The sequence below is a fragment of the Marinobacter flavimaris genome, assembly GCF_045057155.1.
Taxonomy (GTDB): domain Bacteria; phylum Pseudomonadota; class Gammaproteobacteria; order Pseudomonadales; family Oleiphilaceae; genus Marinobacter; species Marinobacter manganoxydans.
Genome location: NZ_CP171359.1, coordinates 2855292 through 2873781, shown reverse-complemented (window position 1 = coordinate 2873781; position 18490 = coordinate 2855292). Strand labels below are relative to the sequence as shown.

Here is an 18490-nt window from a genome sequence, read left to right as displayed (position 1 = left end):
GGCGGCCGGAGCCCATGTTCAACCGGCCACTGACAGCGGGCCGCTTTAGATGAAGCAGGAGTAGCCATGAGCACTGACGAGAACCGCAACGAGCATGAGGAACTGAACGAAGCCCTCGAGGCTGCGAAAGAGGAGGCCCAGGCCGCTGAAGGCGAAGCCGGCGACAACGAAACCTCCGAAGTGGAAGCGCTCCAGGCTCAGGTTCAGGAATTCCAGGAGCAGATGCTGCGCTCCCAGGCGGAAATGCAGAACGTGCGCCGTCGGGCCGAGATCGACGTTGAGAAGGCGCACAAGTTTGCCCTGGAAAAGTTCGTCAAGGAGCTGTTGCCGGTAGCTGACAGCCTTGAGAAGGCGGTCGAGAGCACCGAGGGTCACGATGAGTCCGGCGAACTGGTTGCCTCAATTCGCGAAGGCGTGGAAATGACCCTGAGTCTTTTCATGTCCAGCCTGAAGAAATTCAACGTTGAGCAGATCAACCCGGTGGGCGCACCCTTCGATCCCCAGCATCACGAGGCCATGTCCATGGTGCCTGCGCCGGATGCCGAGCCGAACAGCGTGGTAGCCGTGGTGCAGAAAGGGTATCTGCTGAATGGTCGTGTTGTGCGGCCGGCCATGGTGGTGGTCGCGAAAGCGGAAGATGCACCAAAAATTGATGAGCAGGCTTGAAAAGCCGATTAAAGCGCCAATATAGCCAGTAAATAGCGAAAGCGGAGGCAAATGGCCTCCTGGAAAGCATTCAGAAGAATTGGAGTGACTCAATGAGCAAGATTATCGGTATCGACCTGGGAACGACCAACTCTTGTGTAGCCATCATGGATGGCGACAAGGTGAAGGTAATCGAGAACGCCGAGGGTGATCGCACCACCCCGTCCATCATCGCCTACACCGACGATGGTGAGACCCTGGTTGGCCAGTCAGCCAAGCGCCAGGCGGTTACCAACCCGAACAACACTCTGTACGCCATCAAGCGTCTGATCGGTCGTCGTTTTGAAGACGATGTGGTCCAGAAAGACATCAAGATGGTGCCCTACAAGATTGCCAAGGCAGACAACGGTGATGCCTGGGTTGAAGTGAAGGGCGAGAAAATGGCGCCGCCGCAGGTGTCTGCAGAAGTTCTCAAGAAGATGAAGAAGACTGCAGAAGACTACCTGGGCGAAAAAGTGACCGAAGCCGTCATCACTGTTCCGGCCTACTTCAACGACAGCCAGCGTCAGGCTACCAAAGATGCAGGCAAGATCGCCGGTCTGGAAGTGAAGCGGATTATCAACGAGCCGACCGCAGCAGCCCTGGCTTATGGCCTGGACAAGAAGAGCGGCGATCGTACCGTGGCGGTATATGACCTGGGCGGTGGTACCTTTGACCTGTCCATCATCGAAATTGCCGATGTTGACGGTGAGCACCAGTTCGAGGTTCTGGCCACCAACGGTGACACCTTCCTCGGTGGTGAAGACTTCGACCTGAAGATCATCGAGTACCTCGCAGACCAGTTCAAGAAAGACAGCGGTATCGACCTGCGCGGCGATTCCCTGGCGATGCAGCGTCTGAAGGAAGCGGGCGAGAAAGCCAAGATCGAGCTTTCCAGCAGCCAGCAGACCGACGTTAACCTGCCGTACATCACCGCAGACGCGTCTGGTCCCAAGCACATGAACGTGAAGCTGACCCGTGCCAAGCTGGAATCTCTGGTAGAAGACCTGGTTCAGCGCAGCCTCGAGCCGTGTAAAGTGGCGCTGCAGGACGCAGGCATGAAGGCAGGCGAAGTCGACGAGGTTATCCTGGTCGGCGGTCAGACCCGCATGCCGCTGGTGCAGGAAAAAGTGAAAGAGTTCTTCGGCAAAGAAGCTCGCAAGGACGTTAACCCGGACGAAGCTGTGGCGATGGGTGCTGCCATCCAGGCGGCCGTTCTCTCCGGTGATGTGAAGGACGTTCTGCTGCTGGACGTAACCCCGCTGACCCTGGGTATTGAAACCATGGGCGGTGTGGCAACTCCGCTGATCGACAAGAACACCACGATTCCGACCAAGAAGTCGCAGACGTTCTCCACAGCGGACGACAACCAGACCGCGGTAACCATTCACGTGGTTCAGGGTGAGCGTAAGCAGGCTGCCCAGAACAAATCGCTGGGCCGTTTCGATCTGGCTGATATTCCGCCGGCAGCGCGTGGTGTGCCGCAGATTGAAGTTACCTTCGATATCGACGCCAACGGTATCCTGAACGTGTCCGCCAAAGACAAGGCGACCGGTAAAGAGCAGTCAATCGTGATCAAGGCCTCTTCCGGTCTGAACGATGACGAAATCGAGAAGATGGTGCAGGACGCCGAGGCCAACGCCGAGGAAGATCGCAAGTTCGAAGAGCTTGTCCAGGTTCGCAACCAGGGCGACGCGATGGTTCACGCCGTTCGCAAGACATTGAACGAAGCCGGTGACAAGGTCAGCGACAGCGAGAAAGAGTCCATCGAAGCGTCCATCAAGGAGCTCGAAACCGCTCTGGAAGGTTCCGACAAGGAAGACATCGAAGCCAAGACTCAGAAGCTGACCGAGGTCTCTTCCGAGCTGGCCCAGAAGATGTATGCAGATCAGGCGGATCAGACCCAGCAAGCCGGTGGGCAGGAAGAAGCCCAGGGCCAGAAGTCTGACGATGCTGTCGACGCTGAGTTCGAAGAAGTCAAAGACGACGACAAGCGATAAATCTGACGTACATCAGGTAGTTGGAAAACGCGGGGAGATCCCCGCGTTTTCCGCGTTTAAAAACAGGGTTTTAAAAGCATGGCCAAGCGCGATTATTACGAGATTCTCGGGATTTCCCGGGACGCGGACGAGAAGGAAATCAAGCGAGCCTACCGAAAGCTCGCCATGAAGTACCACCCCGACCGTAACCCGGACGACACCGAAGCCGAGAACAAGTTCAAGGAGGCCAGCGAAGCCTACGAAGTACTGGCAGAGCCGTCCAAGCGGGCTGCCTACGACCAGTTCGGCCACGCCGGCGTTGACGGCCAGGCCGGTGGCGGCGGATTCGGAGGCGGCGGTGCCAGCTTCTCGGATATCTTCGGCGATGTATTCGGCGACATCTTTGGTGGCGGCGGTCGTGGCCGCAACACCCGGGGTGCGGACCTGCGCTACACCCTGGAGCTGGATCTGGAAGAGGCCGTGAAAGGCAAGACGGTCCAGATCAAGATCCCGGGGCATCGCGAATGTGAAGTATGCGACGGCAGCGGCGCCGAGAAAGGCTCCCGCCCGGAAACCTGCAGTACCTGTAAGGGTATGGGGCAGGTGCGCATGCAGCAGGGCTTCTTTACCGTACAGCAGGCCTGTCCGACCTGTCGGGGCTCCGGCCAGATCATCAAGAACCCCTGTAAGGCCTGTCACGGTCAGGGCAGGGTTCAGGAAGAGAAAACACTGTCGGTCAAGGTGCCGCCCGGCGTTGACACCGGTGACCGCATTCGCCTTTCCGGTGAAGGCGAGATGGGCGTCGATGGTGGTCCTCCCGGAGATCTGTATGTGCAGATAGCCGTGCGGGAACATTCCATCTTTACCCGCGATGGCCGCAACCTCTATTGCGAAGTTCCCATCAGCATCGTTGATGCCTCACTGGGTGGAGAGCTCGAGGTGCCGACACTGGATGGCCGGGTGAAACTGAAGATTCCACCGGAGACCCAGACCGGCAAGCTGTTCCGCCTTCGTAACAAGGGTGTCAGCCCGGTTCGTGGTGGTCCTGCTGGTGACTTGCTGTGCCGTGTGATCGTGGAAACGCCGGTGAATCTGACCAAGCGCCAGAAAGAGCTGCTGGAAGAGTTCCAGAAAACTCTGGACGCCAGTAACGGCACAGAGCACGGCCCGAAGAAGACCTCCTGGTTTGAAGGCGTGAAAAGCTTCTTCGACGAAATGAAATTCTGATCGGCGCGACAAGAAGGAACGCGAGCATGAGGGTAGCAATCATCGGCGCCGCCGGGCGCATGGGAAAAGTCCTGATTGAAGCCGTTGACGGCACCGAGGGTCTCGAGCTGGGTGCCGCCGTGGTCGAGCCCGGCAGTAGCCTGATCGGCGCCGATGCCGGCGAAATGACCGGGATCGGCAAAACCGGCGTCAAAATGGCCGGCAGCCTGGCCGATGTGAAGGATGATTTCGATGTGCTTATCGACTTCACCTTCCCGGACCTGACTCTGGAAAACGCCGAGTTCTGCAAGGCCAACGGCAAGATGCTCGTGATCGGCACTACCGGCATGTCCGACGCCGAAAAGCAGCAACTGGCTCTGGCCGCCGAGTCCACGCCCGTAGTGTTTGCGCCCAACATGAGCGTGGGCGTTAACGTCGTCCTCAACCTGCTGCGCACCGCCGCCGCAACCCTGGGTGACGACTACGACGTGGAGATTATCGAAGCCCATCACCGCCACAAGAAAGACGCGCCCTCGGGAACGGCCCTGCGCATGGGTGAAGTCGTCGCCGATGCCCTCGGTCGTGACCTGAAAGAGTGTGCCGTCTATGGTCGTGAGGGCTTCACCGGCGAGCGAACCCGCAAGGAAATCGGTTTCGAAACGATTCGGGCGGGGGATGTGGTGGGTGATCACACCGTCTTGTTCGCCACCGAGGGTGAGCGTATCGAGGTGACCCACAAGGCCAGCAGCCGGATGACCTTTGCCAAGGGTGCCATGCGGGCCGCTTTATGGCTGAAGGATAAGCCGGCCGGGCTTTATGATATGCAGGACGTGCTGGACCTCAAGTGAGGCCATTTCTCGTGGACACAAAGCGCCATATTTTTTACAATAAGGCGGTTTGACTGCACCAAGCGTACCTTTGCACAAAGATTCTGAAAAAGCGGGACCGAGTTAAGACTCCGTCTCGCTTTTTTGCAACCTGAATTTGCGCTTGCGTTCCTGTTCGTGACGAACCGATACGCCACTCGATGAGGATACAAGCCTTGAGCACACCAGCAATCCTTGCACTCGCAGACGGAAGCCTGTTCTACGGCACAGCCATCGGCGCTGACGGAGAAACCAGCGGCGAAGTGGTGTTCAACACCGCCATGACCGGCTACCAGGAAATCCTGACCGACCCGTCCTACTCCCGCCAGATCGTGACCCTGACCTACCCGCATATCGGTAACACCGGTGTGAACGAAGAAGACATTGAGTCAGACCGCATCCAGGCCGCCGGCCTGATTATCCGCGATCTGCCTCTGCTGGCCAGCAGCTGGCGTAGCAAGGGAACTCTGGACGATTACCTGCGAAGCAACAACATTGTTGGGATCGCCGACATCGATACTCGCCGTCTGACCCGCATCCTCCGGGACAAAGGCTCCCAGAACGGTGCCATCGTTGCCGGTGAAAACGCCACTGCCGAGCGGGCTCTGGAACTGGCAAAAGCCTTCCCGGGCCTCAAGGGTATGGATCTGGCAAAAGAGGTTACCTCCGACAAGATCTGGTCCTGGAAAGAGACGGAGTGGACCCTGGGCGAGGGTTACGGTGAGCGTGAGGAATCACGGTTCAAGGTGGTTGCCTGGGATTACGGCGTCAAGCTGAACATCCTGCGCATGCTCGCCTCCCGGGGCTGCGACATCACCGTGGTGCCGGCGCAGACTCCGGCCTCCGAGGTTCTGGCGATGAACCCGGACGGTGTGTTCCTGTCCAATGGTCCCGGGGACCCCGAGCCCTGTGATTACGCCATCACCGCCATCAAGGAAGTGCTGGAAACCGAGATTCCGGTGTTTGGTATCTGTCTGGGGCACCAGTTGCTGGCCCTGGCCAGCGGTGCCAAGACCATGAAGATGGGGCATGGCCACCACGGAGCCAACCATCCGGTTCAGGATATCGCCACCGGCACCGTGATGATCACCAGCCAGAACCACGGGTTTGCCGTGGATGAGGCAACTCTGCCGGCCAATGTCGAGGCGACTCACAAGTCCCTGTTTGACGGCACCCTGCAGGGCATTCGCCGGACCGACAAGCCGGCCTACAGCTTCCAGGGCCACCCGGAAGCCAGCCCCGGCCCCCATGATGTGGCCCCGCTGTTTGACGAGTTTATCCGCCTGATGGAGGCGCGATCGGCCTGAGACCGATCGCTACGGAAAGCTCACGGGCGCCGCGTGTTGCGCTGCCAGAATTCAAAAGTTGCTGACAGGTTTACCAAGACATGCCAAAACGTACCGACATCCAAAGCATCCTGATCCTGGGCGCCGGCCCCATCGTGATCGGGCAGGCGTGCGAGTTTGATTACTCCGGAGCCCAGGCCTGCAAGGCGCTGCGCGAAGAGGGTTACCGGGTTATTCTGGTTAACTCCAACCCGGCAACCATCATGACCGACCCGGTCATGGCCGATGCCACCTACATCGAGCCGATCACCTGGAAGACCGTCGAGAAGATCATCGAGAAAGAGCAGCCGGATGCGCTGTTGCCCACCATGGGCGGCCAGACCGCGCTGAACTGCGCCCTGGACCTCGAGCGCCACGGCATTCTGGAAAAGCACGGCGTGGAAATGATCGGCGCCAACGCCGACACCATTGATAAAGCCGAAGACCGGGACCGCTTCGACAAGGCCATGAAGAAGATCGGCCTCGAGTGTCCGCGGGCCACCATCGCCCACTCCATGGAAGAAGCCTGGAAAGTGGCTGACGACATCGGCTTCCCGTGCATCATCCGTCCGTCCTTCACCATGGGCGGCTCCGGCGGCGGTATTGCTTACAACCGCGACGAGTTCGAGGAAATCTGCACCCGTGGTCTGGATCTGTCCCCGACCAACGAACTGCTGATCGACGAATCCCTGATCGGCTGGAAAGAGTACGAGATGGAAGTCGTCCGGGACAAAAACGACAACTGCATCATTGTCTGCGCCATCGAGAACTTCGACGCCATGGGTGTGCACACCGGTGACTCCATCACCGTGGCCCCGGCCCAGACCCTCACTGACAAAGAATACCAGATCATGCGGAACGCCTCGTTGGCAGTCCTGCGTGAAATCGGTGTGGAAACCGGCGGCTCCAACGTGCAGTTCGGCATGAATCCGGACACCGGCCGCATGGTCGTCATCGAGATGAACCCCCGGGTGTCCCGCTCCTCGGCGCTGGCCTCCAAGGCCACCGGCTTCCCGATCGCCAAGGTCGCCGCGAAACTGGCGGTGGGCTACACCCTGGACGAACTGCGCAACGAAATTACCGGTGGCGTCACCCCGGCCTCGTTCGAGCCGTCCATCGACTATGTGGTCACCAAGATCCCCCGGTTCACCTTCGAGAAATTCCCCCAGGCCGACGCCCGCCTGACTACCCAGATGAAATCCGTGGGTGAGGTCATGGCCATCGGCCGGACCTTCCAGGAATCCCTGCAGAAAGCCCTGCGCGGCCTGGAAGTGGGCTCCGAAGGCTTTGATGAGAAACTCGAAGATCTGGATTCCGAGAATTCCCGGGAGACCCTGACCCGCGAACTGAATGTGCCCGGTGCCGACCGCATCTGGTACATCGGCGACGCTTTCCGGGCTGGCATGACGGTGGAGGACCTGCACGAGCATACCCACGTGGATCCCTGGTACCTGGTGCAGATCGAGGACCTGATCAGGGAAGAGCAGGCGCTGAAGAGTGCCGGCAAGGCCGACATTGACCAGGCCACCCTGTTCCGTCTCAAGCGCAAGGGCTTCTCCGATGCCCGCCTGGCGAAACTGCTGGGCATCTCCGAGGTAAGCCTGCGCAAGCTGCGCCACGATCTGGATATCCGCCCGGTGTACAAGCGCGTGGATACCTGCGCCGCCGAGTTTGCCTCCGACACCGCGTACATGTACTCCACCTATGAGGAAGAGTGCGAGTCGGACGCCAGCGACCGCGAGAAGATCGTGGTGATCGGTGGTGGCCCCAACCGGATCGGCCAGGGCATCGAGTTCGATTACTGCTGTGTGCATGCGGCCCTGGCCATGCGTGAAGACGGCTACGAAACCATCATGATCAACTGCAACCCGGAGACCGTGTCCACCGACTACGACACCTCCGACCGGTTGTACTTCGAGCCGATCACCCTGGAAGACGTGCTGGAAATCATTCACGTCGAGAAGCCCAAGGGCGTGATAGTCCAGTACGGCGGCCAGACCCCGCTGAAACTGGCCCGCGGCCTGGAAGCGGCCGGCGTGCCCATCATTGGCACCAGCCCGGACGCCATCGACCGCGCCGAGGACCGGGAACGGTTCCAGCAGATGATCACCCGCCTGGGCCTGAAGCAGCCGGAAAACGCCACCGTGCGCAGTCACGAGGAAGGCATCCTGGCAGCCAGAGAGATCGGCTACCCGCTGGTTGTGCGTCCGTCTTACGTGCTGGGCGGTCGTGCCATGGAAATCGTCTACGACGAGGAAGAACTGGTTCGCTACATGCGCAACGCAGTGCTGGTCTCGAACGACAGCCCGGTGCTGCTAGACCACTTCCTGAACGCCGCCATCGAGGTGGACATCGACGCCATCTCCGACGGTAAAGACGTAGTGATTGGTGGCATCATGCAGCACATTGAGCAGGCCGGCGTTCACTCCGGTGACTCCGCCTGTTCACTGCCGCCGTACACCCTGCCCCAGCAGGTTCAGGACGAAATGCGCGATGCCGTCAAGAAGATGGCCATCGAGCTGGATGTGGTCGGCCTGATGAACGTGCAGCTGGCCTGGCAGGACGGCGAGATCTACGTGATCGAGGTAAACCCGCGGGCCTCGCGTACCGTGCCGTTCGTGTCCAAGGCCATCGGTGCGTCCCTGGCCAAGGTGGCGGCCCGGGTGATGGCTGGCAAGACCCTCAAAGAGCTGGAGTTCACCCAGGAAATCATCCCCAGCTATTATGCGGTGAAAGAGTCGGTGTTCCCGTTCAACAAATTCCCGGCGGTGGATCCGATCCTTGGGCCGGAAATGAAATCGACCGGTGAGGTTATGGGGCTGGGTGACAGCTTCGACGAAGCCTTCGCCAAAGCCGCGTTGGCTGTTGGTGAGCGTCTGCCGGCCAAGGGCACTGCGTTCATGTCTGTGCGGGATGTTGACAAGCCCGGCGCCGCAAAAGTGGCCCGGGATCTGGTCGAAGCCGGCTTCAAGCTTGTGGCTACCACCGGCACCGCCAAGGCCCTGAGAGAGGCCGGAATCGAGGTTGATCGCGTGAACAAGGTCCGTGAAGGTCGTCCGCATATCGTGGATGCCATCAAGAACGGTCAGGTTCAGCTGATCATCAATACCACTGAAGGTCGCAAGGCGATTTCCGACTCGGCCCAGATCCGCCAGTCGGCGTTGCAGACCAAGGTAACCTACACAACAACACTGGCGGGCGGCGAAGCCTTCTGCCGGGCCATCAAGTTCGGCCCGGAGCGCACTGTACGCCGCCTCCAGGATCTTCACGCAGGAAAGTGAGACTATGGCTGACAGAGTACCGATGACAAAGGCGGGCGAGACCCGCCTCCGCGAGGAGCTTCAGAAGCTGAAGTCCGAGGATCGTCCCCGGGTTATTGCGGCGATTGCCGATGCCCGGGAGCACGGCGACCTGAAAGAGAACGCTGAATATCATGCTGCCCGCGAGCAGCAGAGCTTTATTGAAGGCCGTATCCAGGAAATCGAGGGCAAGCTTTCAGCCGCTCAGGTAATCGATGTGACCACCATCGAGAATACCGGCAAGGTGATCTTCGGCACCACGGTACACCTGCTTAACATGGATACGGACGAACAGGTGATCTACAAGATCGTTGGTGAGGATGAGGCGGATATCAAGGCAGGCAAGCTGTCGATTTCCTCACCGATTGCGCGGGCGCTGGTAGGCAAGAGCGAGGGCGATGTGGTCGCCATTCGCGTGCCTTCCGGTACCGTGGAATACGAGATTGAGCAGGTCGAGTACATCTGATCTCGTCTGTGCTGAACGAAAAAAGCCGGCTGGGGTTTTCCCGAGCCGGCTTTTCTGTTTCTGGGTTCCGGGCGGATCAGTGTTTGTGGCGCAACAGGTTGGAGAGCTTGGGGTTCGGCTTTTTGGCCCGGCGCAGTATGACGGCGATCTTGCCGATGGTCTGGACGAGCTCGGCGCCAGAGGATTCGCACAGCGCGGTGATCGCCTCGTGCCGGGTTTCCCGGTCTTGGCTCGCCACCTTGATCTTGATCAGCTCATGATCATTCAGTGCGCGCTCGAGTTCTTCCTGCAGTCCCTCGGAAAGGCCTTTGTCGCCAACAATGATGACGGGCTTGAGGTTGTGGGCAATCGCCCGGTATTCCCGGCGCTGTTCCGGTGAAAGACTCATGATGTAATCTCTTTATTGGTGCAATTAACAAAAGGTCAGCGGCGGAAAGGCTGACTTGAACGTATAATCGACGAATTGTAACAGATCGTTCCGCTGTAAGAATGGCCGTTAACACGTATCGACGTGGGGGGCAGCAAGCAGAAGGAACCAACCCGGGTGGCAAGGGTCAAAAGGTTCGCGGAATTGGGGGCGTATTGAAGGTTGCTGTTGTAATTTCAGATATGGCGCCCAATATGAAGGTTAAGGCGACTTTTCATTAAAAAACTGTGTGCTGCGTGTGGCCGATACGGATGGGCCGTTTCTGGTGGACGGGCGTACAATTGGTGTAAGGTGTCAGAAAAGGGTGCTTTGAGAAAGGTTAACCCTACAATTCACAGGTGATGATCCTTGAACGATATGGCAAAAAATCTGGTTCTCTGGCTAATTATAGCCGCCGTGCTGCTGATGGTGTTTCAGAACTTTTCTCCCACCACCACCGGCCAACAAGTCAACTATTCCCAGTTTGTGGAGATGGTCCAGGAAGGCCAGGTCCGTCAGGTCACAATCGATGGGTTGCAGGTTCAGGGTACCCGTGGTGACGGCTCCCAGTTCCAGACAATCCGTCCTCAAGTGTCTGACAACAAGCTGATGGACGATCTGCTCGCGAACAACGTTGAGGTTATCGGTAAGGAGCCTGAGCGCCAGAGCCTGTGGACACAGCTTCTGGTAGCCGCGTTTCCGATACTGATCATCATCGCACTGTTTGTGTTCTTCATGCGCCAGATGCAGGGCGGCGGTGGCGGCAAAGGCCCCATGTCGTTCGGCAAGAGTAAAGCGCGTCTGATGAGCGAAGACCAGATCAAGACCACCTTCGCGGACGTGGCCGGTGTTGATGAAGCCAAGGAAGATGTTAAGGAACTGGTGGATTTCCTGCGAGATCCCAGCAAATTCCAGCGTCTTGGCGGCAGCATCCCCAAAGGTGTCCTGATGGTTGGTCAGCCGGGTACGGGTAAAACCCTGCTCGCCAAGGCTATTGCCGGCGAAGCCAAGGTGCCCTTCTTCTCCATCTCCGGTTCTGACTTTGTCGAAATGTTCGTGGGCGTGGGTGCTTCCCGGGTTCGTGACATGTTCGAACAGGCCAAGAAGCAAAGCCCCTGCATTATCTTCATCGACGAGATCGATGCTGTTGGTCGCCACCGTGGCGCCGGCATGGGTGGCGGTCATGACGAGCGTGAACAGACGCTCAACCAGCTGCTCGTTGAGATGGACGGTTTTGAGGGTAATGAAGGCGTTATCGTAATTGCCGCTACTAACCGTCCCGACGTTCTCGACCCGGCACTGTTGCGCCCGGGCCGTTTCGACCGTCAGGTTGTTGTTGGCCTGCCAGACATCATTGGTCGTGAGCAGATCCTCAAGGTGCACATGAAAAAAGTGCCCCTGGCGGATGGCGTAGAGCCGGTTCTGATCGCTCGTGGCACGCCCGGATTCTCCGGTGCGGACCTCGCAAACCTGGTCAACGAGGCGGCGCTCTTCGCGGCCCGTCGCAACCAGCGTCTCGTGTCCATGGAAGAGTTCGAGCTTGCCAAAGACAAGATCATGATGGGCGCCGAGCGCAAGTCCATGGTGATGAGCGAGAAAGAAAAGCGGAATACGGCTTACCACGAGTCTGGCCACGCTATTGTGGGTCGTCTGATGCCGGAGCACGATCCGGTGTACAAGGTGAGCATCATTCCGCGCGGCCGCGCTCTGGGTGTCACCATGTTCCTCCCCGAGGAAGACAAGTACAGCCATAGCAAGCGCTTCCTGATCAGCTCGATCTGCAGTCTGTTCGGTGGCCGCATCGCGGAAGAACTGACGCTGGGCTTTGATGGTGTGACGACCGGTGCGTCGAATGACATCGAGCGGGCGACCAGTCTGGCCCGCAACATGGTGACCCGTTGGGGTCTGTCCGAGAAGCTGGGTCCGTTGCAGTATGATACCGACAGCGAAGAGCCGTTCCTCGGCCGGTCTGCGGGTCAGTCCCAGACGGTGTACTCACCGGAAACGGCCCAGCGCATTGATGAGGAAGTTCGCAACATCATCGACAGCTGCTACGAAAAAGCCAAGCAGATTCTGGTCGATAACCGGGACAAGCTCGACATGATGGCCGACGCGTTGATGAAGTACGAAACCATCGATCGTCACCAGATTGATGACATCATGGAAGGCCGCACACCTCGCCCGCCGAAAGGTTGGGGAGACAGTGGTCCCGCTGGTGGCGTCAAGGCCGACGAGCCTGAGACGGCGCCGGAGCCAAAGGCTTCCGATGACGGTCGTCATCCCGGCGTTGGCCGGCCGGCCGGAGAACACTGACGGCTAGCAGCTTTTGGTTATAAAAAGAGTGTAGTTCCCTGCGCCGCCCGGATTCCGGGCGGCGTTTGTTTTTGTCATTGTGAAAAAAGGTTTGCCATGAAAATGAATTTTGCCGGGCGGGAACTGGATATGTCCCGCTGCCACGTGATGGGCGTTCTGAATGTAACACCGGATTCGTTTTCCGATGGTGGCCAATATAACCGGCCGGATGCGGCTCTCGTCCGGGCCAGGCAGATGGTTGCCGATGGCGCCACGTTTATCGACATCGGTGGCGAATCCACGCGCCCGGGTGCCACGCCCGTGTCGTTGCAGGAAGAGCTGGACCGGGTCTGCCCGGTGGTTGAGGCAGCAGCCCGGGAGCTCGACGCGGTTATCTCGGTAGACACCAGTGCGCCGGAAGTGATGGCTGAAACGGCAAAACTCGGGGCCGGCCTGATCAATGATGTGCGGGCCCTGCAGCGTGACGGTGCTCCGGAAGTGGCTGCAAAAGCGGGCATACCGGTTTGCATCATGCACATCCAGGGGGAGCCGGATACCATGCAGGATCGTCCCGAGTACCGGAATGTGCGTCGGGAAGTCAGTGCTTTTCTGACCGAGCGCATCCGCGTTGCGGAGCAGGCCGGAATTCGCCCTGAAAACATCCTGCTGGATCCCGGCTTCGGTTTTGGGAAAAGCCTTGAGCACAACCTGCAGTTGCTGGCCTCCCTTGAGCAGATGCACATCCTCGGGCATCCCCTGCTGGTTGGCGTTTCCAGGAAGTCCATGTTGGGCCATATCACTGGCCGTGAGGTGAATGAAAGGTTGCCTGCGAGCCTTGCGGCCGCGACAATAGCGGCCATGAAGGGTGCCAGTATTATTCGTGTGCACGATGTCAGGGAAACAGTGGACGCTATCCGTGTGGTGGCGGCAGTGAAGGAGGCAGGTTAATGTCCGAGAGAAAGTACTTTGGTACGGACGGTATTCGCGGGCACGTGGGTGAGTTTCCGATAACGCCGGAATTCATGCTGAAACTTGGCTGGGCTGCGGGCCAGGCCTTCAAGCGCGATGGTCAGCGCAACAGCGTACTGATCGGCAAGGATACTCGCCTGTCCGGTTACATGTTTGAGTCGGCCCTTGAGGCTGGCCTTGCGGCGGCGGGTGTGGATGTAAAGCTGCTTGGTCCGATGCCAACGCCGGCAATCGCTTACCTGACTCGCACTTTCCGCGCTTCGGCCGGCATTGTGATCAGCGCCTCCCACAATCCCCACCACGACAACGGCATCAAGTTCTTCTCAGCGGCCGGCACCAAGCTGGACGATGCTCTTGAAGCCGAGATCGAGCGCTGGCTGGACAAGCCCATTGAGGTTTGTGGCCCGACTGAGCTGGGCAAGGCCTCCCGCGTTGACGACGCGCCGGGCCGGTATGTGGAATTCTGCAAGAGCACTGTGCCCAATGAGTTTACGCTCGACGGCATGAATATCGTATTGGACTGTGCCCATGGCGCCACCTATCACGTGGCCCCCAAGGTATTTCGGGAGCTTGGGGCCAAGGTTTCGGTTATCGGTGGCGATCCCGATGGGCTCAATATCAACCTTAACGTTGGCTCCACTCATCTGCAGGCGCTCAAGGCAGCAGTGATCGAAAAAAACGCTGATCTGGGGATCGCATTCGATGGGGATGGCGATCGGGTTCTGATGGTGGATCGGGACGGATCCGAGGTCGACGGCGATGAGCTGCTCTACGTCATCGCGTCCCAACGCTTTGCCGAGGATCGCCTGAAAGGCGGTGTGGTCGGTACGCTGATGACCAATCTGGGTGTCGAGCTTGCTTTGAATGAAATCGGAATCGAGTTCGAGCGTGCAAAAGTCGGCGACCGTTACGTGATGGAGCGGCTGCTCGCCAACAACTGGGTGCTCGGTGGCGAAGGCTCTGGCCACATGGTTATCCGCGACTGCACCAGTACCGGTGATGGTATTGTTTCGGCGCTGCAGGTCCTTCTTTCAGTGTGGAAGTCCGGGAAAACCCTTGCGGATCTGCGGAAGGGGATGAGCAAGCTCCCCCAGAAAATGATCAACGTTCGGGTGGCGCAGCGTTTCGATCCGTTCAGTCGTGATGATATCGTAGCTGCGGTGCGCAAGGCCGAAACCGAGCTGGGCAGTTCCGGCAGGATTCTGTTGAGGGCTTCTGGCACAGAGCCGCTGATCCGTGTGATGGCGGAGGGGCAGGACGCCAGCGAGATTCTTCGGGTAGTCGAGGAACTGGCAAAAGTTGTGGAGAAATCCACCGCTTAATTTTGTGTTTTCAGGCGGTTGTCTGCCGGGAGGGAGTGCTGTATAGTTCGCCCTCCCTAACGTTCGGGAACTGTTATGCGTCGGAAGATTGTAGCCGGAAACTGGAAAATGAACGGGTCAAAAGACCTGGCACAAACGCTGGTAAGCGATGTGCGATCCCAGGCGGCCTCTCTTGATAATGGCGTTGAGGTTGTTATTATTCCTCCCGCTATTTACGTCCCGGACGTAGTTGCCAGCGCAGGCGATATACTGTCGGTCGGTGTTCAGAACGTGGCGCAATGGGCGTCAGGAGCCTACACCGGTGAGATTTCCGCGGACATGGCGTTGGATCAGGGCTGTCAATACGCCTTGGTCGGTCATTCCGAACGTCGCCAGCTCTTCGCTGAGACAGACGCTGCAGTGGCCGAAAAAGTCGGTCGCATTCTCGCTTCCGGGCTCCAGGCCATGGTTTGTGTTGGTGAAACCCTGGAAGAGCGTGAGGCTGGTAAGGCCGAGACCGTTGTTGCCGCCCAGGTAAAGGCCGGCCTTGCGACGGTCGCAAGCGAGCAGTGGCAGCGTGTAGTGGTTGCCTATGAGCCTGTCTGGGCGATCGGAACAGGTAAAACCGCTACGGCACAGGACGCGCAGGCAATGCATGCGTCGATTCGGCAGGTGCTTTCAGAGATGGGCGCGCCGGCCAATGAGATTTCCCTCCTTTACGGGGGCAGTGTAAAAGCGGATAATGCAGCCGCTCTTTTTGCCGAGCCGGATATTGACGGCGGTTTGATCGGCGGAGCGTCGCTCAAAGCAGAAGATTTTGTAAGTATTTGCCGGAGTGTTCCGGCGGGTACCTGAATTTAAAGGTTCGCGAGAGTCGTTATGGATTGGGTAGAAACGCTGGTAGTCGTTGTGCACGTGGTGATCGCGGTGGCGCTGGTGGGTCTGGTGCTGATCCAGCAGGGCAAAGGCGCAGATGCCGGCGCTGCCTTTGGTGGTGGTGCATCGCAGACTGTGTTTGGTAGTCAGGGTAGCGGTAGCTTTCTCACCCGCTTCACGACTCTGCTCGCAGTGGTGTTTTTTGTAACAAGTTTCTCGCTGGCGATTTTTGCCAAGCAGCGTGCCGAAGTGGCAGGCGAAGCCGGTATTCCTGTTGTTCAGGAATCCAGCAGCGCAGCCCCTGCTGATACCGCTGCTGACAATGGCGAAGCCGCAGCCAGCCAAGCCGAGGGTGGGGAGTCTGATCTCCCTGAACTCGAGTAAGAATGTTGCCCGGGTGGTGAAACTGGTAGACACGCTATCTTGAGGGGGTAGTGGCGAAAGCCGTGCCGGTTCGAGTCCGGCCCCGGGCACCATATTAGAAGAAAAACGGCTTGGAGTTTCCAGGCCGTTTTTTTTGGTCAGTCCTTGACCAGTCTGTCCGGCGTCTCTATACTCCGGCGGATATTGGGACCTGCCGCTTGGTGCTGGCGGGTTTCTGGCAGGCCAGGTGTCTGTCAGCAGGAAGCGGTACACCGGTTTGCTTCCTGCGAGTTCTTGCAACAAAAGGCCCCATTGTCAGGGGCTTTTTGATTAAGGGGCCTGGCGCAAAGGGCCCTGGTGCATAAAAAGGGCTGATAAAACAGCCCTTTTTTTGTTTTTGGGGCCGGTAAATTGATAACGGAGAAGGCACAACTTGTCAGCCAAGCTTAAGCAACTGGAAGACATTCTTCAGCCCGTGGTGGAAGGTCTGGGGTATGAGTTCTGGGGCATTGAATTCCGCTCGCAGGGCCATCATTCCCTGTTACGGGTGTTTATTGACGATGCCGAAAACGGCATCGGAGTCGACGACTGTGAGAAAGTCAGTCGCCAGATCAGCGGTGTGATGGATGTGGAAGATCCCATCCAGACCGAATACACACTGGAGGTCTCATCCCCGGGGATGGATCGCCCGCTGTTTCGTCTAGAGCAATACGAGGCCTTTGTTGGTCATCAGGTTCAGATTCGTCTCCGGATGGCATTTGAAGGTCGCCGGAAGTTTCAGGGGCTGATCAAAGGCGTGGAAGGTGATGATGTGGTTGTGGTCGTTGATGATCACGAGTATCTGCTGCCATTCGACAGCATTGAAAAAGCCCACATCGTGCCGGTATTTGAGTGAACGATTTGAATAAAGTCCGTGGACGCACAGTTGATTTTAAGGGCAGGGCAATCCAATGAGTAAAGAGATCTTGCTGGTGGTTGAATCCGTCTCGAACGAGAAAGGTGTCGAGAAGGATGTGATTTTTGAAGCGATCGAGCTGGCACTGGCCACCGCTGCCAAAAAACGCTTTGAAGACGAAGAGGCGGATATCCGCGTATCAATCGACCGGAAAACCGGCGAATACGAAACCTTCCGCCGCTGGCTGGTGGTGGATAACGATGCCGTTCCTGCGCTGGGCACTGAGCTCACCCTGCAGGAAGCCGAGGAAATCGACCCGGCCCTGAAGCCTGGCGATATCCACGAGGAGAAAATCGAATCCGAAGCCTTTGGCCGCATTGGCGCCCAGGCTGCCAAGCAGATTATCTTCCAGAAGGTTCGTGAAGCTGAACGCACCAAGATTGTGGACAGCTACCGCGACCGCGTTGGTGAGCTGGTGTCGGGTACCGTCAAGAAGGTTACTCGCGACAACGTGATTGTCGATCTGGGCGCCAATGCCGAGGCGCTGCTGCCCCGCGAATTCCTGATCCCCCGCGAGACGTTCCGGATGGGTGACAGGGTGCGTTCGCTGCTGCTGGAGATCCGTACGGATCACCGCGGTCCCCAGTTGATTCTCAGTCGCACCTCTCCGCAGATGCTGATCGAGCTGTTCCGCATCGAAGTGCCGGAGATTGCTGAAGATCTGATCGAGATCCGCGGTGCTGCTCGTGATCCCGGTTCCCGGGCCAAGATTGCGGTGAAGACCAACGATCGCCGTATTGATCCCGTTGGCGCCTGTGTTGGTATGCGTGGCTCCCGGGTTCAGGCCGTGTCCAATGAGCTGGGCGGTGAGCGCGTTGATATCGTGTTGTGGGACGACAACCCGGCCCAGCTGGTGATCAATGCCATGGCGCCTGCAGAAGTGGCGTCCATCGTTATGGATGAAGACCGGCACACCATGGAAGTGGCTGTGGCGGAAGACAACCTGGCCCAGGCAATCGGCCGTAACGGTCAGAACGTTCGCCTGGCCACCGATCTGACAGGCTGGACCCTGAACGTGATGACCGAGGAAGAAGCCGGTGAGCGTCAGGAGCAGGAATACAGCCGGCTTGTCGAGCATTTCACTGGCAATCTGGACGTTGATGAAGAATTTGCCGGTGTACTGATCGAGGAAGGGTTTACCTCCATTGAAGAGGTGGCCTATGTGCCAATGGAAGAGATGCTGGCGATCGAAGGTTTTGACGAGGAAACCGTCACCGAGCTGCGCCGTCGCGCCAAGGATGTCCTGCTGAACCAGGCCCTGGCAAGCGAGGAAGCGCTCGAAGGCGCTGAGCCGGCAGAGGATCTTCTGGGAATGGATGGCATGGACCGTAGCCTGGCCTTCAAGCTGGCCGGCATGGGTGTGCGCACCATGGAAGATCTGGCAGAGCAGTCGGTTGGCGACCTGCTCGAGATTGAAGGTATGGATGAAGAGCGTGCCGGTCAGCTTATCATGACTGCACGTGCCCCCTGGTTTGAAGACCAGGCTTAATTCGGGAGGAGGAC

General features: G+C 58.4%; 15 protein-coding genes and 1 tRNA gene. 15 read left to right on the top strand and 1 reads right to left on the bottom strand.

All coding sequences use genetic code 11. From position 1 onward, the window contains the following. Positions 1 to 66: 66 nt before the first annotated feature. The 7 genes from grpE to greA all read left to right on the top strand — a co-directional run bounded on the left by grpE (position 67) and on the right by greA (position 9825). Positions 67 to 666: a nucleotide exchange factor GrpE gene (gene grpE, locus ACGK9W_RS13570; protein WP_008171515.1), complete on the top strand. Its 600-nt coding sequence runs from the start codon at positions 67 to 69 to the stop codon at positions 664 to 666. Positions 667 to 758: 92 nt separating this feature from the next. After that, positions 759 to 2684 (top strand): molecular chaperone DnaK, encoded by a 1926-nt coding sequence (dnaK, locus tag ACGK9W_RS13565; RefSeq protein WP_014578301.1) that lies wholly within the window; start codon positions 759 to 761, stop codon positions 2682 to 2684. A 78-nt stretch (positions 2685 to 2762) separates the two neighbouring features. Then, positions 2763 to 3890 carry a molecular chaperone DnaJ gene (gene dnaJ / locus ACGK9W_RS13560; protein ID WP_014578300.1) on the top strand — a complete coding sequence of 376 codons (1128 nt, stop codon included), beginning with the start codon at positions 2763 to 2765 and terminating at the stop codon, positions 3888 to 3890. 26 nt (positions 3891 to 3916) lie between these two features. Next, positions 3917 to 4717 (top strand): 4-hydroxy-tetrahydrodipicolinate reductase, encoded by an 801-nt coding sequence (gene dapB / locus ACGK9W_RS13555; RefSeq protein WP_008171519.1) that lies wholly within the window; start codon positions 3917 to 3919, stop codon positions 4715 to 4717. 194 nt (positions 4718 to 4911) lie between these two features. Then, a complete protein-coding gene (gene carA / locus ACGK9W_RS13550; protein ID WP_008171520.1) occupies positions 4912 to 6042 on the top strand; it encodes a glutamine-hydrolyzing carbamoyl-phosphate synthase small subunit in 1131 nt (376 codons plus the stop codon). Between the two features lie 80 nt (positions 6043 to 6122). After that, positions 6123 to 9341, top strand: coding sequence for a carbamoyl-phosphate synthase large subunit (gene carB / locus ACGK9W_RS13545; RefSeq protein ID WP_405417155.1), 3219 nt, complete (start codon positions 6123 to 6125; stop codon positions 9339 to 9341). 22 nt (positions 9342 to 9363) lie between these two features. Then, a complete protein-coding gene (gene greA, locus ACGK9W_RS13540) occupies positions 9364 to 9825 on the top strand; it encodes a transcription elongation factor GreA (RefSeq protein WP_008171522.1) in 462 nt (153 codons plus the stop codon). Between the two features lie 76 nt (positions 9826 to 9901). Here greA and yhbY read toward each other — a convergent pair whose 3' ends face one another. Beyond that, positions 9902 to 10213, bottom strand: coding sequence for a ribosome assembly RNA-binding protein YhbY (gene yhbY, locus ACGK9W_RS13535; RefSeq protein WP_008171523.1), 312 nt, complete (start codon positions 10211 to 10213; stop codon positions 9902 to 9904). A 387-nt stretch (positions 10214 to 10600) separates the two neighbouring features. Between yhbY and ftsH the strand changes: the two genes are divergently transcribed. The 8 genes from ftsH to nusA all read left to right on the top strand — a co-directional run bounded on the left by ftsH (position 10601) and on the right by nusA (position 18476). Next, positions 10601 to 12544 (top strand): ATP-dependent zinc metalloprotease FtsH, encoded by a 1944-nt coding sequence (gene ftsH, locus ACGK9W_RS13530; protein WP_169702170.1) that lies wholly within the window; start codon positions 10601 to 10603, stop codon positions 12542 to 12544. 96 nt (positions 12545 to 12640) lie between these two features. Then, entirely contained in the window at positions 12641 to 13471 is an 831-nt protein-coding gene (gene folP, locus ACGK9W_RS13525; protein ID WP_008171527.1) for a dihydropteroate synthase, read from the top strand. Then, the gene (gene glmM / locus ACGK9W_RS13520) at positions 13471 to 14814 is read left to right on the top strand and encodes a phosphoglucosamine mutase (protein ID WP_008171529.1); all 1344 of its coding nucleotides are present in this window, start codon (positions 13471 to 13473) and stop codon (positions 14812 to 14814) included. The genes folP and glmM overlap by 1 nt, the downstream gene beginning before the upstream one ends. 75 nt (positions 14815 to 14889) lie before the next feature. Then, complete coding sequence (gene tpiA / locus ACGK9W_RS13515) at positions 14890 to 15648, top strand: triose-phosphate isomerase (RefSeq protein WP_082813948.1); 759 nt, start codon at positions 14890 to 14892, stop codon at positions 15646 to 15648. Between the two features lie 24 nt (positions 15649 to 15672). Then, positions 15673 to 16053, top strand: a complete 381-nt coding sequence (gene secG, locus ACGK9W_RS13510) for a preprotein translocase subunit SecG (protein ID WP_405417151.1) — start codon at positions 15673 to 15675, stop codon at positions 16051 to 16053. Between the two features lie 7 nt (positions 16054 to 16060). Next, positions 16061 to 16145: transfer RNA gene (locus tag ACGK9W_RS13505), tRNA-Leu, on the top strand. Between the two features lie 320 nt (positions 16146 to 16465). Continuing rightward, positions 16466 to 16927, top strand: a complete 462-nt coding sequence (gene rimP, locus ACGK9W_RS13500) for a ribosome maturation factor RimP (RefSeq protein WP_008171533.1) — start codon at positions 16466 to 16468, stop codon at positions 16925 to 16927. 55 nt (positions 16928 to 16982) lie between these two features. Beyond that, complete coding sequence (gene nusA, locus ACGK9W_RS13495) at positions 16983 to 18476, top strand: transcription termination factor NusA (RefSeq protein ID WP_014578293.1); 1494 nt, start codon at positions 16983 to 16985, stop codon at positions 18474 to 18476. Positions 18477 to 18490 lie beyond the last annotated feature (14 nt).